12 protein-coding genes are annotated in these 14,728 nt (G+C 67.9%); 11 read left to right on the top strand and 1 reads right to left on the bottom strand.

The genetic code is table 11. The annotated features are described in order from the left end of the window. The first annotated feature begins 330 nt into the window (after positions 1 to 330). Entirely contained in the window at positions 331 to 2,433 is a 2,103-nt protein-coding gene (locus ABNQ40_RS02205) for a methyl-accepting chemotaxis protein (RefSeq protein ID WP_109048746.1), read from the top strand. On the opposite strand, the gene ABNQ40_RS02210 is transcribed toward ABNQ40_RS02205, so the two are convergent. Further along, entirely contained in the window at positions 2,411 to 3,640 is a 1,230-nt protein-coding gene (locus tag ABNQ40_RS02210; protein WP_109048745.1) for an ROK family protein, read from the bottom strand. The genes ABNQ40_RS02205 and ABNQ40_RS02210 overlap by 23 nt on opposite strands. Before the next feature lie 256 nt (positions 3,641 to 3,896). On the opposite strand from ABNQ40_RS02210, the gene ABNQ40_RS02215 reads away from it, so the two are divergent. The 10 genes from ABNQ40_RS02215 to ABNQ40_RS02260 all read left to right on the top strand — a co-directional run bounded on the left by ABNQ40_RS02215 (position 3,897) and on the right by ABNQ40_RS02260 (position 14,688). Beyond that, positions 3,897 to 5,411 carry a sugar ABC transporter ATP-binding protein gene (locus ABNQ40_RS02215; RefSeq protein WP_109048744.1) on the top strand — a complete coding sequence of 505 codons (1,515 nt, stop codon included), beginning with the start codon at positions 3,897 to 3,899 and terminating at the stop codon, positions 5,409 to 5,411. Continuing rightward, positions 5,359 to 6,396: an ABC transporter permease gene (locus ABNQ40_RS02220; protein WP_109048743.1), complete on the top strand. Its 1,038-nt coding sequence runs from the start codon at positions 5,359 to 5,361 to the stop codon at positions 6,394 to 6,396. Before ABNQ40_RS02215 ends, ABNQ40_RS02220 begins: the two co-directional genes overlap by 53 nt. Positions 6,397 to 6,474: 78 nt before the next feature. Next, positions 6,475 to 7,413 carry a substrate-binding domain-containing protein gene (locus ABNQ40_RS02225; protein WP_391345713.1) on the top strand — a complete coding sequence of 313 codons (939 nt, stop codon included), beginning with the start codon at positions 6,475 to 6,477 and terminating at the stop codon, positions 7,411 to 7,413. Positions 7,414 to 7,514: 101 nt separating this feature from the next. Then, positions 7,515 to 8,582, top strand: a complete 1,068-nt coding sequence (locus tag ABNQ40_RS02230) for a sugar phosphate isomerase/epimerase (RefSeq protein WP_109048741.1) — start codon at positions 7,515 to 7,517, stop codon at positions 8,580 to 8,582. Continuing rightward, positions 8,579 to 9,751, top strand: coding sequence for a Gfo/Idh/MocA family protein (locus ABNQ40_RS02235; RefSeq protein ID WP_109048740.1), 1,173 nt, complete (start codon positions 8,579 to 8,581; stop codon positions 9,749 to 9,751). The genes ABNQ40_RS02230 and ABNQ40_RS02235 overlap by 4 nt, the downstream gene beginning before the upstream one ends. A 210-nt stretch (positions 9,752 to 9,961) precedes the next feature. After that, positions 9,962 to 10,957, top strand: a complete 996-nt coding sequence (locus tag ABNQ40_RS02240; protein WP_199235265.1) for an alpha/beta fold hydrolase — start codon at positions 9,962 to 9,964, stop codon at positions 10,955 to 10,957. A gap of 157 nt (positions 10,958 to 11,114) precedes the next feature. Continuing rightward, entirely contained in the window at positions 11,115 to 11,801 is a 687-nt protein-coding gene (locus tag ABNQ40_RS02245; protein WP_109048739.1) for a hydrolase, read from the top strand. A gap of 82 nt (positions 11,802 to 11,883) precedes the next feature. Beyond that, positions 11,884 to 12,165 (top strand): XapX domain-containing protein, encoded by a 282-nt coding sequence (locus tag ABNQ40_RS02250; protein ID WP_098736352.1) that lies wholly within the window; start codon positions 11,884 to 11,886, stop codon positions 12,163 to 12,165. A gap of 107 nt (positions 12,166 to 12,272) precedes the next feature. Then, the gene (locus ABNQ40_RS02255; RefSeq protein ID WP_109048738.1) at positions 12,273 to 14,150 is read left to right on the top strand and encodes an amidohydrolase; all 1,878 of its coding nucleotides are present in this window, start codon (positions 12,273 to 12,275) and stop codon (positions 14,148 to 14,150) included. Positions 14,151 to 14,241: 91 nt separating this feature from the next. Next, complete coding sequence (locus tag ABNQ40_RS02260; RefSeq protein WP_109048737.1) at positions 14,242 to 14,688, top strand: DoxX family protein; 447 nt, start codon at positions 14,242 to 14,244, stop codon at positions 14,686 to 14,688. The last annotated feature ends 40 nt before the right edge of the window (positions 14,689 to 14,728 follow it).

A 14,728-nucleotide genomic window follows, 5' to 3' on the forward strand; every position in this document is an offset into this window, starting at 1 on the left:
GTATTTATTTTAAAAGCCTGGAAGACGCCTTCGACCACACTCGCAAGGCGCTGCGGCATTTTGATCCACACTTGGATTTTGCCTGCATTCCTGAACTTATCCGCATTAGCATATTAATATATCAACGTCGGAGGAAAGCCGTCGCGGAAGACCGGCGCCATTGTCAATCGGGGCTGAACCGAAACCGCAAAGTCGGTTTCCATTATCGTCTTCGGTTTAGGCCCTAACCGGTTTCCAAAACACGCCCGTTCAACCGGCCCGCCCTGGCAGGGGGAACGGTGTCGCGCCGTCCGCAACGGCTCCAACTCTTCGCACAGACAGGACCAGACCATGATCTCGCTCCTTTCGCGGCTGTCGATCCGCGCCACCCTTGGACTTGTCGTCGCCGCGCTGGGGCTGTTGCTGATCGCCACCAGCAGTGTCACGTTGATCGACGTCGTCGACCGCACCCGCAACGCCCAGCGTGTCGCCACGCTCAGCGAGACCAGCCGCGACCTGCTGCGCACGCTGCTGGCGATCCGGCTGGAGCGCGGACTGGTCGGCCCGGCGCTGGGGGCGGAGGAGCCGGCCGGCGACGCCGAACTGCGCGACATCGCCGCCAACCGTGCGGTGGCGGAAAGCGGCTATGCCGCCATCGCCGCCAAGCTGGACGCGCTCGACCTGCCCGGCCTGCCGGCCGCGGCCTCGACGCTGCGCGCCACCCACGACACGCTGGCCGCCCTGCGCCGACAAGCCGATGGCACGCTGCGCCAGCGCAAGGCCGCCCGCGATCCGGCGGTGGCGGAGGCCTGGGCGACGGCGCCGGTCGCCTATCTCGACGCGCTGACCGCCGCGACCGATCTGCTGGACGGATCGCTGAAACTGGCCGATCCGATGATCGACCATCTGCTCGGCATCAAGCGTGCCGCCTGGAACACCCGGTTGAATGCCGGCGGCATGGCGCTGCGCATCCAGACCGCGGTCGCTACGGGCCAAGCCTGGACGCCGGCCGATGCGCATGCGGTGGCAGAGGCCATCGGCCGCACCGGTCAGGCCTGGGCCCTGGTCAGGGAAGCGGCCTCCCGCCCCGATACGCCGGACCAGATCCGCGAGGCGGTCGAAAAGGCCAAGGTGAATTTCGAAGGCCCGCTGGTCGAACAGCGCAAGGCGGTGCTCGCCGCCCTGGCCGAAGGCCGCAAGTCTCCGGTCGAGATCGGCACCCTGCGCCAGCAGGATACCGCCAGCCAGGGCTACATCGTCGATGCCGCCCTGGCGGCGGTGGACCGCATGGTCGTCCGTTCCGATGCGCAGGCCGCGCGTGCGACGCAGGATGCCGTCATCGCTGGCCTGCTGGTGGTGGCCGCCGTGCTTCTGACCGTCATCGGCATGATCGTCGCCAAGCGCCGGGTCAGCGATCCGATCCGCTCGATGACCGAGGCGATGCGGCGTCTGGCCGACCGCGACATGGCCGTCGCCATCCCCGGCCTGGGCCGCGCCGACGAGATCGGCGGCATGGCGGCGACCGTCACCGTCTTCCGCGACAGCATGTTGACAGCCGACCGTCTGGCGGCGGAGCAGGCCCGCGAACAGGCCGCCAAGGAGGCGCGGGCCGCCCGGCTGGAAGCGCTGATGCGCGATTTCGACGCCAAGGCGATGCACATCGTCGAGACGGTGGCGTCGGCCGCGACCGAGATGCAGGGCACCGCCGGCGCGATGTCGACCACCGCCTCGCAGGCCAGCGCCCAGGCGACCGCCGTCGCCGCGGCCTCCGAACAGGCGTCCGTCAATGTCCAGACCGTGGCGTCGGCGACCGAGGAGCTGTCGGCCTCCATCCTGGAGATCGGCCGGCAGATCGCCGCCTCCACCCGAATCTCGGGCGAGGCGGTGACCCAGGCCGAACGGACCAACAGCACCATGCGCACGCTGGTGGAGGCGGCCGACCAGATCGGCCATGTGGTGGAGATGATCAACAGCATCGCAGCGCAAACCAACCTGCTGGCGCTCAACGCCACCATCGAGGCGGCCCGCGCCGGGGAGGCCGGCAAGGGCTTCGCCGTCGTCGCCGGCGAGGTCAAGGCGCTGGCCAGCCAGACCGCCCGCGCCACCGACGAGATCCAGGCCAAGGTGAAGGAGATTCAGCAGGCCACCGGCGGCGCCCAGGACGCCATCCACGGCATCGGCCAGACCATCGGCCGCATCAGCGAGATCACCACCACCATCGCCGCCGCCATCGAGGAACAGGGCGCCGCCACCCGCGACATCGCCGGCAACGTGACGGAGGCCGCACGCGGCACCACGGAGGTGTCCTCCACCATCGTCGGCGTCAACCACGCGGTGCTGGAGACCGGCTCCGCCGCCACCGAGGTGCTGGACGCCGCCAGCAGCCTTGCCCGCGAAGCCGAAACCCTGCGCGGCGAGGTCACCTCCTTCATCACCGCCGTGCGGGCGGCGTGACGCCGGTTCCCGTCGTCGGTCCGGCCAGCATGGTTTCCTGCACCGCCATCACCGCGGCGCCGATCACCCCGGCGCTCTCGACCTCCGGCACATACTGGATGTCGAGATGCCGGGTAGAGAGGGCGAGCGAGCGCCGATAGACGCTCTGCCGGATCGAGGCCAGCAGCAGCGGCCCGATCCGCGCCACGCCGCCGCCGATGAAGATGTGCGACGGGTTGAAGAAGTTCACCACGGCGGCCAGCATCCGCCCGATATGGCCGCCGGCCTGCTGAACGATGGCGGTGGCCGCCGCATCCCCCGCCCGGCTGGCGTTGCCGAGATCGACCGTCGTCAGCGCGCCGTTGCGCTCCAGCAACTCCATCAGCCGCGGGCTTTCGCCGCCCCGCGCCGCCTCCTCCGCCATGCGCGCGATGGCCGGCCCGGCCGCCATCGCCTCGACGCAGCCGGCATTGCCGCAATGGCAGACCGGCCCCTGCGGATCGACGCAGATATGGCCGACGTCGCCCGCCGACCCGTCCCGCCCGCGATAGACAAGGCCGTGGCAGATGATGCCGCAGCCGATGCCGGTGCCGATCTTGATCACCAGGAAGTTCTGAAGCTGGCCGCGCAGGCGCCAGTGCGTGCCCAGCGCCATGATGTTCACGTCGTTGTCGACGAAGACCGGGGCGGCATATTCCTCCGCCAGGAATTCGCGGATCGAGAAGGTCTCCCACCCCGGCAGCAGCGGCGGGTTGACCAGCATGCCGCTGTCGAAGGCGACCGGTCCCGGCACGCCGACGCCGATTCCCAGCACCCGCGCCGGCCCGATCCCCATCCGCTCCCGCGCCTCGCGCAGCAGGTCCCGCACCCGCCCGAACACCGCCGCTGGCCCGTCGCGCACATCCGCCGCTTCCGACCTATGGTCCAGCACCGTCATGTCTGGGGCGAGCAGCGCCACGTCGATGCTGGTGGCGCCGATGTCTATTCCCGCCAGCACCCCCATCCGGTGGCTCAGCCGCAGCACCTCCGGCCGCCGCCCGCCCGACGAGGGCTGCACCCCGCCTTCTTCGATCAACTCGCGCCCGATCAGGCTGGAGATCGCGAGGTTGGCCTTGCTCTTGGAGAAATCGACCGACGCCGCCAGTTCGCCCCGCGACAGGCCGCCCGCCCAGAACAGCCGCTCCAGCAGGGCGCGCTCGCCGTCCGACAGACGCTGCCAGTCAACCATCGACGAGTGCCTTTCCGAACGATGCGTGTCTCCCTCCCTATCACACCTTACCCACTTTTGCCAAATTATGTTCGAAGTCGGCCATTGTCTGTCCAAAGCGGCAGGCTTACCATCAGCCCAACGAACGAAGCGGCGTCTCCCGGCTTTCGAGCCGACGAAGGGACGACACGCCTCGCAGTGGGAGAAACGTCATGGACGGTATCCGCCCGGCCGCAGTCTTGCGGTTGGTGGAAAGGCCGTCAGGGGGTGCGGAGCCATGAGCCTGCATGTCGCCTTCGACGGCATCACCAAGGAATTCGGACCCGTACGGGTTCTGCACGGCGTCAGTTTCGACCTGCATCCGGGTCGGGTGCATGGGCTGCTGGGCGAGAATGGCGCCGGCAAATCGACGCTGATGAAGATCCTCGCCGGCTATCACGCGCCGACCTCCGGCACGCTCAGCATCGACGGCGAAGCGGTGACCTTCCGGAACTCCCGCGACGCCGAACAGCGCGGCATCGTGCTGATCCACCAGGAGCTCAGCCTCGCCGACGACCTGACCGTCGCGCAGAACATGTTCCTCGGCCACGAGATCAAGCGCGGCTGGCTGCTCGACGACCGCGCGATGCGCGACCGGGCGGCCCAGGCCCTACGCCAGGTTGGCTTCGACCGCGATCCCGACACCAAGGTCCGCGACCTGATCGTCGCCGAGAAGCAACTGGTGGAGATCGCCAAGGCGCAGCTGCGCAACGCCCGCCTGCTGATCATGGACGAGCCGACGGCCAGCCTGACGCCGTCGGAATGCGACCGGCTGTTCGGGCTGATCGACCGGCTGCGGCGGGACGGCGTCACCATCGTCTACATCTCGCACAAGCTGGACGAGGTGGAGCGCATCACCGACGAGGTGATCGTGATGCGCGACGGCCGTTTCGTCGCCCGCGCCCCCACCGCCGAGACACCGCGCCAGCGCATGGCAACGCTGATGGTCGGGCGCGAGCTGACCGACATGTTCCCCGACAAGCGCATGCCAGCCCTCGGCAAGCCGCTGATGGCGGTGCGCGGACTGACCGTTCCCGGCTGGGCGGAGGATGTGAGTTTCGACCTCCATCCCGGCGAAATCCTGGGTTTCGCCGGTCTGGTCGGCGCCGGCCGCACCGAACTGTTCGAAGGCATCCTGGGCCTTCGCCCGCGCAGCGGCGGTACGGTCGAGATCGAAGGCCGCCCGGTCCGCCTGCGCAACCCGCGCGAGGCGATGCGGAACGGCTTGACCTATCTCAGCGAGGACCGCAAGGGCAAGGGCCTGCACGTCAACATGGGGCTGCGCGACAACCTGACCCTGATGACGCTGCGCCACCATGCCCAGCCTCTGCTGTCGCCTGCGTCGGAGGATCGGGCGCTGGAGCATGCCGTCGCGAATTTCGGCATCCGCGGCAACCCGCAGGGCACGGCATCCTCACTGTCCGGCGGCAACCAGCAGAAGCTGGCCATCGCCAAGTTCCTGGAACCGGATCCGCGCGTCTTCGTGCTGGACGAGCCGACCCGCGGCGTCGATGTCGGCGCCAAGCGGGACATCTATTTCCTGATCGCGCGGCTGGCCGCCGAAGGGCGCGGCGTGATCGTCATTTCATCGGAACTGATCGAACTGATCGGGCTCTGCCACCGGGTGATCGTGATGCGCGGGCGGCGGGTGACCGCGACCGTGCCCGCCGACCGGCTCAGCGAAGAGGAGTTGATTGCCCATGCCATCGGGACCAACGCCGGCACCGACATCGGCGCCCACGCCCGTCACTGAGGCCGGCACCGTGTCCACAGGCAAGCCGGCCCGCCGCTTCGATCCGCACCGCTTCGGCCCGGTCGTCGGGCTGGTGCTGCTGCTGATCGTCGGCACGGCGCTGAACCCGGATTTCGCCACCTGGGACAACATGATGAACGTGCTGACCCGCACGGCCTTCATCGGGATCATCTCCATCGGCATGTGCTTCGTCATCATCTCCGGCGGCATCGACCTGTCGGTGGGGTCGATGGCGGCGCTGATCGCCGGTGGCATGATCCTGCTGATGAATGCGCTGGCCGGGTCGGTCGGCTCGCCGGTCGTCGTCGTGGCGCTCGGCATGCTGTTCGCCCTGCTGCTGGGCGGCGGCTTCGGGCTGGCGCACGGCTATCTGGTCACGCGCGGGCGGATCGAGCCCTTCATCGTCACGCTGGGCACGCTCGGCATCTTCCGCGCCGTGCTGACCTGGCTGGCCGACGGCGGCGCCATCACGCTGGACAACGACCTGTCGGACGCCTACGGCCCGGTCTATTACGGCAGCCTGCTGGGCATTCCGGTGCCGGTCTGGGTCTTCCTGGTGGTGTCGGTCGTCGGTGCCGTCCTGCTGAACCGGACCGCCTTCGGCCGCTATGTCCAGGCCATCGGCTCCAACGAGCAGGTCGCCCGCTTTGCCGCGGTGGATGTCGACCGGGTGAAGCTGCTGACCTACGGGCTGCTCGGCGTCTGCGTCGGCATCGCCACGGTGCTGTATGTGCCGCGCCTGGGTTCCGCCTCCCCCACGACCGGCCTGCTGTGGGAGCTGGAGGCCATCGCCGCGGTGATCGTCGGCGGCACCTCCTTCAAGGGGGGCGAGGGACGGATCGCCGGCACGGTGATCGGTGCGGTTCTGCTGTCGGTCATCAGCAACATCCTGAACCTGACCAGCATCATCAGCGTCTACCTGAACGCGGCGGTGCAGGGCTGCGTCATCATCGCCGTCGCCTTCCTGCAGCGCCGGCGTCCTTAAAAAATCAAGAGGAGGAGAAACGTCATGTCGGAAGTTGCGCGTTATACCCGCCGTATGGTGCTCGGCACGGGCTTGGCGATGGCCGCGACGGTCGCCCTCGGCGGCGCTCTCGGCGGCGTCGCCTTCGCGGCGGACACGGTGAAGCTGGGCGTCAGCATCCCGGCCGCCACCCACGGCTTCACCGGCGGCATCGTCTGGTGGGCCAACCAGGCGAAGGCGGAGCTGGAAAAGGCCCACCCCAACCTGAAGATCACCGTCAAGACCGCCAGCGGCGCGCCGGAACAGGCGAACCAGCTTCAGGATCTGGTGACGGTGACCAAGATCGACTCGCTGGTCATCTTCCCCTTCGAATCCGCCGCCCTGACCCAGCCGGTCATGCAGGCGAAGAAGAAGAACGTCTATGTCACCGTCGTCGACCGCGGCCTGACCGACGCAAGCGCCCAGGACGCCTACATCGCCGGCGACAACACCGCCTTCGGTCGCATCCCGGCGGAATACATCGCCAAGAAGTACAACGGCAAGGCCAACATCGTGGCGCTGCGCGGGATCCCGACCACGCTCGACAACGAGCGCTGGGAAGCCTTCACCGGCGTGCTGAAGCAGTATCCCGACATCAAGATCCTCGACGGCAAATACGCCAACTGGAACCGTGACGACGCCTTCAAGGTGACGCAGGACTTCCTGACCCGCTTCAAGGACATCGACGTCGTCTGGGCCGCCGACGACGACATGGCCTTCGGCGTGCTGAAGGCCATCGAGCAGGCCAAGCGCACCGACATCAAGGAGGTGTTCGGCGGTGCCGGGTCCAAGACGATGGTGAAGACCATCCTCGACGGCTCCAACCCGCTGATCCGCGCCGACGTGTCCTATTCGCCGAAGTTCATCTACGACGCCATCAAGATGACCGCCGAGGCGCGTCTGAAGGGCGACAAGCTGCCGGCGACCTACATCATCCCGTCGGCGCTGATCACCAAGGAGAACGCCAAGGAGTTCTACTTCCCGGATTCGCCGTACTGATCCCTGGTTCGTCAGCCCCCTGACCCTCCCCCTCCCAGCGGGGGAGGGTCAGGGGGGACAGCCGCCAGCCGACACCTCCCGAAAACCGGGGAGCCTGACCCATGAAGACCATCAAAGGCCCGGCGATCTTCCTCGCCCAGTTCGCGGGCGACGCCGCCCCCTTCAACTCGCTGGACGGCATCGCCCGTTGGGCTGCCGGCCTCGGCTTCAAGGGCGTGCAGATCCCCAGCTGGGACCGCCGCCTGTTCGACCTGCACAAGGCCGCGACCAGCAGCACCTATTGCGACGAGATCAAGGGCACGCTGGCCGATGCCGGCGTCGAACTGACCGAACTGTCAACCCACCTCCAAGGCCAGCTCGTCGCCGTCCACCCCGCCTACGACGCGCTTTACGACGGCTTCGCCCCGGCGGAGGTCCATGGCCGTCCCGACGCCCGGCAGGCCTGGGCGGTGGAACAGCTGCACCTCGCCGCCAAGGCGTCGGCGAACCTCGGCCTGACCGCCCACGCCACCTTCTCCGGCGCGCTGGCCTGGCCTTATCTCTATCCGTGGCCGCAGCGTCCGCCCGGCCTGATCGAGACCGCCTTCGACGAGCTGGCGAAGCGCTGGCGGCCGATCCTCGATGCCTTCGACGACGCAGGATGCGATCTCTGCTACGAGATCCATCCCGGCGAGGACCTGTTCGACGGCACCAGTTTCCAGATGTTCCTCGACCGGGTGGGCGGGCATGAGCGCTGCAACATCCTGTTCGATCCCAGCCACTTCGTCCTCCAGCAGTTGGACTATCTCGGCTACATCGACGTGTTCCGCGACCGCATCCGCATGTTCCATGTCAAGGACGCGGAATTCAATCCGACCCCCTGGCAGGGCGTCTATTCCGGCTATGCGCCGTGGAAGGACCGCGCCGGGCGCTTCCGCTCGCTGGGCGACGGGAAGGTCGATTTCCGCGGCATCTTCTCCAAGCTGACCCAGTACGGCTTCGACGGCTGGGCGGTGCTGGAATGGGAATGCTGCATCAAGCATCCGGAACAGGGGGCCGCCGAAGGCGCCCGCTTCATCCAGGACCACATCATCCGCGTCACCGACCGCGCCTTCGACGATTTCGCCGATGCCGGCACCGACGAGGCGGCCAACCGCCGGATTCTCGGTCTGGGGAAAGGGGCATCATGAGCCCGGATCAAGCACCCGCGTCGTCGAGACGCTTGAGGCTCGGCATGGTCGGCGGCGGCCAGGGCGCCTTCATCGGTGCCGTCCACCGCATCGCCGCCCGCATCGACGACCGCTACGAGCTGGTCGCCGGCGCCCTGTCCTCCGACCCCGAAAGGGCGCGGGCCAGCGGCGCGGAGCTGTTCCTGGCGCCCGACCGCTGCTACGACGACTTCCACAAGATGGCTATGGCCGAGGCCGCCCGCCCCGACGGCATAGACGCGGTCGCCATCGTCACGCCGAACCATCTGCATTACCCGGCGGCCAAGGCCTTCCTCGAGGCCGGCATCCACGTCATCTGCGACAAGCCTCTGGTCCACACGGTGGAGGAGGCGGAGGAACTGGCCGCATTGGTGGACAGCCGCGACCTCGTCTTCGTCCTGACCCACAATTACAGCGGCTATCCGATGATCCGGCAGGCGCGTGCCATGGTGGCCTCGGACATGCTGGGCCGCATACGGGTGGTGCAGGCCGAATATGCCCAGGACTGGCTGGCGACCGATCTCGAGGCCAGCGGCAATAAGCAGGCCTCCTGGCGCACCGATCCGGCGCAGAGCGGCATCGCCGGCTGCATCGGCGACATCGGTACCCACGCCTTCCATCTTGCGGAGTTCGTGACCGGGCTGCGCTGCACCGATCTCGCCGCCGATTTGACCGCCTTCGTGCCCGGCCGGCGGCTGGACGACAATGCCCACATCATGATGCGCTTCGACGGCGGCGCCCGCGGCATGCTGTGGGCCAGCCAGATCTCCCCCGGCACCACCAACGGCCTGCGCCTGCGCATCTTCGGCGAGACCGGCGGGCTGGAGTGGCAGCAGGAACAGCCCAACGAGCTGCGCTTCACCCCGCTGGGCGAGCCGACCCGGACCCTGCTCCGCGCCGGTGCGGGAAGCCTGCCTGAGGCCAGCGGCATATCGCGCACCCCGGCCGGCCATCCGGAGGGTTATCTGGAAGGCTTCGCCCAGATCTACCGCGACGCCGCCGACCGCATCACCGCCCGGCTGGACGGCCGCCCGGCACCGGCCGACGTGCCGCTGCCGACGGTGGAGGACGGGGTGCGCGGCGTGCGCTTCATCCATGGCGCCGTTGAGTCCAGCCGCCGCGATGCTGCCTGGGTGTCCCTGGCTGGATAGGCAGCGCAACCGCCTTTTCCCCCGCCGCGCCCCACGAAAAGCCGGTCCCCGTACAGGAGGGCCGGCTTTTTTGCATTCCCGGCAGCGGGATGCGCAGAACCGGCAAAAGCCGTTCCGAAGAGGCAATCCCCCACCCGGCCATTTCCCTAACATCCGTTCACCAAGACAGCCGGCGCCGGTCCTGCCGGCCCGGTCCCGAACGGACTTCGCATGACCACCCAGGATTTCCATCCGTCCCGCCGGACGGTCCTTTCCGGCAGCGCCGCCCTTGCCGTCGCGGGCAGCGGCCTGCTGACCGCGGTCGCCGGCACCGCCGTCGCCGCCGAAAAGACGGCCACCCGCCCAGACCAGACCAAAGGAACGAAACCCATGCTCCAGGGCAGCCACGTCACCACCAGGGACGGCGTCCAGATCTACGTCAAGCAGTGGGGTCCGCAGACCGGCCAGCCGGTGGTCTTCAGCCATGGCTGGCCGCTGACCGGCGACGCCTTCGAAGACCAGATGATGTTCCTGGCCCAGCACGGCTACCGCACCATCGCCCATGACCGCCGCGGCCATGGCCGGTCGTCGCAGCCGGGCTTCGGCAACGATCTCGACCATTACGCCGACGATCTGGCCGCGGTGACCGAGGCGCTGGACCTGAAGAACGCCGTCCATGTCGGCCACTCCACCGGCGGCGGCGAGGTCGCCCGCTACATCGGCCGCCATGGCGTGTCGCGTGTCGCCAAGGCGGTGCTGATCGGCGCCATCACGCCGATCATGGTCAAGACCGACTGGAATCCGGACGGCGTGCCGCTGGAGGTCTTCGACGGCATCCGCGCCAGCGTGAAGGCCGACCGGTCGCAGTTCTTCAAGGACCTGACCATCCCCTTCTACGGCTACAACCGGCCGGGTGCCAAGGTCTCGCAGGGCGTCATCGACAGCTTCTGGCTCCAGGGCATGATGGGCGGTCTTCAGGCCGAATATGAGTGCATCAAGGCCTTCTCCGAAACCGACCAGCGCGACGATCTGAAGAAGATGATCGTCCCGACGCTGGTCCTGCACGGCGACGACGATCAGGTCGTCCCGCTCGCCACCACCGGCAAGGCCGCCGCGGCGATGCTGCCGAAGGGCACCCTCAAGGTCGTTCCCGGCGGTTCGCACGGCATGTGCACCACGCAGAAGGACCTCGTGAACGAGGAACTGCTGGCCTTCATCCGCGCCTGACCGGGCTGCGGGACACTGTTCGTTCATCGGCAACAATTATGTTCCGATCCACCAGATTGTCCCGCGATCCCGCCCCGTGCCATTGTCCCTTCAGACGGCGGCGGCGACGAAGCCGGCAGACAACCCCTTGAAAATCCATACGGAACAGGAAACGATCATGACCTTCAACGCCAAGTCGCTCATCAACGCCGACGACACCGTCTTCATCTTCATCGATCACCAGCCGCAGATGTCCTTCGGCGTGGTCAACATCGACCGCCAGCAGCTGAAGAACAACACCATCGCTCTGGCCAAGACCGCCAAGCTGTTCGGCGCCTCGACCATCGTGACCGCCGTGGAGACCGAGAGCTTCTCCGGCTACATCTGGCCGGAACTGATGGACGTCCTGAAGCAGGACCCCATCGAGCGCACCTCGATGAACAGCTGGGACTCCGAAGAGCTGGTGGCCGCCGTCAAGGCGACCGGCAAGAAGAAGCTGGTCATCGCCGCGCTGTGGACCGAGGCCTGCCTGCTCTACCCGACCCTGTGCGCCATCGAGGAAGGCTTCGAGGTCTACATCGTCACCGATTGCTCGGGCGGCACCTCCAAGGAGGCCCATGACGCCGCGGTCCGCCGCATGGAGCAGGCCGGCGCCCATTCCATCACCGCGGTCAACGTCCTGCTGGAAATCCAGCGCGACTGGGCCAAGCGCGAGAGCTACGACGGCGTGATGAACATCGTCCGTGAGCATTTCGGCGCCTACGGCATGGGCGTCGATTACGCCTACACCATGGTCCACAAGGCCCCGCAGCGCGGCGAATTCCCGCACAAGGTGGTCGGCGGCATCAAGCACGAGCACGCCTGATCCGACATTTTTCCGGTGCCCGGTTCCGGCCGGGCACCGGCCCCCATTTGACGGAACAGCTTCAGACCGGGAGTCCGGACCCATGATGCCCTATCTCCTTTCGGCCGGCGCCGGCATCCTGGTCGGCGTCATCTATGCGCTGATCGGCGTCCGTTCGCCGGCCCCGCCGACCATCGCGCTGATCGGACTGCTCGGCATGCTGGTCGGCGAACAGGTGGTGCCCGTCGTCAAGCGGTTGATCGCCGGCGAGCCGGTCGTCGCCTTTATCCAGACCGACTGCGCGCGCCATGTGCTGGGTCCGCATGCCGGCGTCGCCGCACCGCAGGTGGAGTCCGATCCGGCTGACAAGGGAGGGAAGGCATGACGCCTCCCCCCATCGACCGCCGGAAAGCGATGGCGGGAACTGCCGCCGCATCCCTGCTAGCATCACCGCTGCTGTCCACCCTCGCGTCCAGACCCGGGAATGCCGCCATGCCGAACACTGCCGCTTCAGGCGATCTGATCCTCGTCAACGCCAAGGTCACCACGCTCGACCGCGCCAACCCGCAGGCCAGCGCCATCGCCATCCGCGACGGCCGCTTCCTCGCCGTCGGCACGGAGGCGGAGGTGCGCGCCGCGGCTCCCCAGGCGACGGTGATCGACGCCAAGGGCCGGCGGGTGATTCCCGGGCTGATCGACAGCCACATGCACATCATCCGCGGCGGCCTGAACTACAACATGGAGCTGCGCTGGGACGGCGTGCCGAGCCTCGCCGACGCCATGGCGATGCTGAAGCAGCAGGCGGCCATCACCCCGGCACCGCAATGGGTCCGCGTCGTCGGCGGCTTCACCGAGCACCAGTTCGCCGAAAAGCGCCTGCCGACCATAGAGGAGTTGAACGCCGCCGCCCCCGACACGCCGGTCTTCATCCTGCACCTCTACGACCGCGCCCTGCTGAACGCCGCGGCCTTGCGTGCCGTCGGCTACACCAAGGACACGCCGAACCCGCCCGGCGGCGAGATCGTGCACGACGCCGCCGGCAACCCGACCGGCCTGCTGCTGGCCCAGCCCAACGCGACGATCCTCTATTCGACGCTGGCCAAGGGGCCGAAGCTGCCGCCCGAGTATCAGCTGAACTCCACCCGCCATTTCATGCGCGAGATGAACCGGCTGGGCGTGACCGGGGTGATCGACGCCGGCGGCGGCTATCAGAACTATCCCGACGATTACGCCATCGTCGAGAAGCTGCATGCCGACGGCGAGCTGACCCTGCGCATCAGCTACAACCTGTTCACCCAGAAGCCGAAGGAGGAGCTGGCCGATTTCGCCGGCTGGGCGTCGAAGGTGAAGCCCGGCGACGGCGACGACAGCTACCGCCACAACGGCGCCGGTGAGATGCTGGTCTATTCCGCCGCCGACTTCGAGGATTTCCGCGTCGCCCGCCCAGACATGCCGCCCACCATGGAAGGCGATCTGGAGCCGGTGATCCGCCTGCTGGCCGAGAACCGCTGGCCCTGGCGCCTGCACGCCACCTATGACCAGACCATCAGCCGCGCGCTCGACGTCTTCGAAAAGGTCAACCGCGACATCCCCTTCGACGGGCTGCACTGGTTCTTCGACCACGCCGAGACGATCAGCGAACGCAACATCGACCGCATCGCCGCACTCGGCGGCGGCATCGCCGTCCAGCACCGCATGGCCTATCAGGGCGAATATTTCGTCGAGCGCTATGGCGCGAAGGCGGCGGAGCGGACCCCGCCGATTGCAAAGATGATGGCGGCCGGCCTGCCGGTCGGCGGCGGCACCGACGCCACCCGCGTCGCCAGCTACAACCCCTGGGTCTCGTTGTCCTGGCTGGTGACCGGCCGGACGGTGGGCGGTCTCAGCCTCTATCCGCGCGCCAATCTGCTGGACCGCGAGACGGCGCTGCGGCTGTGGACGGAGGCCAACACCTGGTTCTCCAACGAGCAGGGCAAGAAGGGTCAGATCAAGGCCGGTCAGCTCGCCGACCTCGCCGTGCTGTCCGACGACTTCTTCTCGGTGCCGGAGGACCGCATCGTCCATCTGACCTCCGTCCTGACCATGCTCGGCGGTGCGGTGGTGCATGGCGAGGGCGATTATGGCCCGCTGGCGCCGCAACTGCCCAAGCCGATGCCGGACTGGTCGCCGGTGCGCACCTTCGGCGGATATTACAAATCGGCCGACAGGGGAACGGGCGACCAGCGTCAGGCGCTTGCCTCGGCCTGCGGCTGCGCCACCGGCTGCGGCGTCCACGGCCACGACCACGCCGCCGCCTACGCCGCCGACGTGCCGGCCGCCGACGTGCAGTCCTTCTGGGGTGCGCTCGGCTGCGGCTGCTGGGCGGTTTGATCCCACTCTTCCCTTTCCCCTGAAGCGGATCTCCTCTCCCCTCCCCGGGGAGAGGGGGGTTCCCACCTTCTCCCAAACTGGGAAACCCGCCATGACCCTCCGCTCCTTCGAACGCCCGGCGGAACGCATCGTCGACCGCATCCTCGACTGGGACGGCACATGGCTGCTGGCCCGGCTGGCTCTGGTCGGCGCCTACCTCCTCGGCGGTTTGGTCAAGCTCACCGACTGGCCGGGCGCCGTCGCCGAGCAGACACATTTCGGCCTTACCCCACCCGCCCTGTGGGCGGCCCTGACCATCCTGGTCGAGCTGGTCGGTCCGCTGCTGATCCTGCTGGACCGTGCGCTGTGGCTCGGTGCCGGCGCGCTCGGCGTCTTCACCGTTCTCGCCGCCCTGATCGCCAATGATTTCTGGACGATGGCCGGTCAGGAGCGCTTCATGGCGACCAACGCCTTCTTCGAGCATATCGGGCTGGTCGGCGGCTTCGCGCTTGCCGCGATCGTCTCGCGGATGCGCCGCCGCTTGGGCATAAACCGGTAAGCGAAGGAAAGCGCCCCGCCCTCATCGCCCTCCACGACAA

Source organism: Azospirillum sp. A23 (assembly GCF_042938965.1).
Lineage (GTDB): Bacteria > Pseudomonadota > Alphaproteobacteria > Azospirillales > Azospirillaceae > Azospirillum > Azospirillum melinis.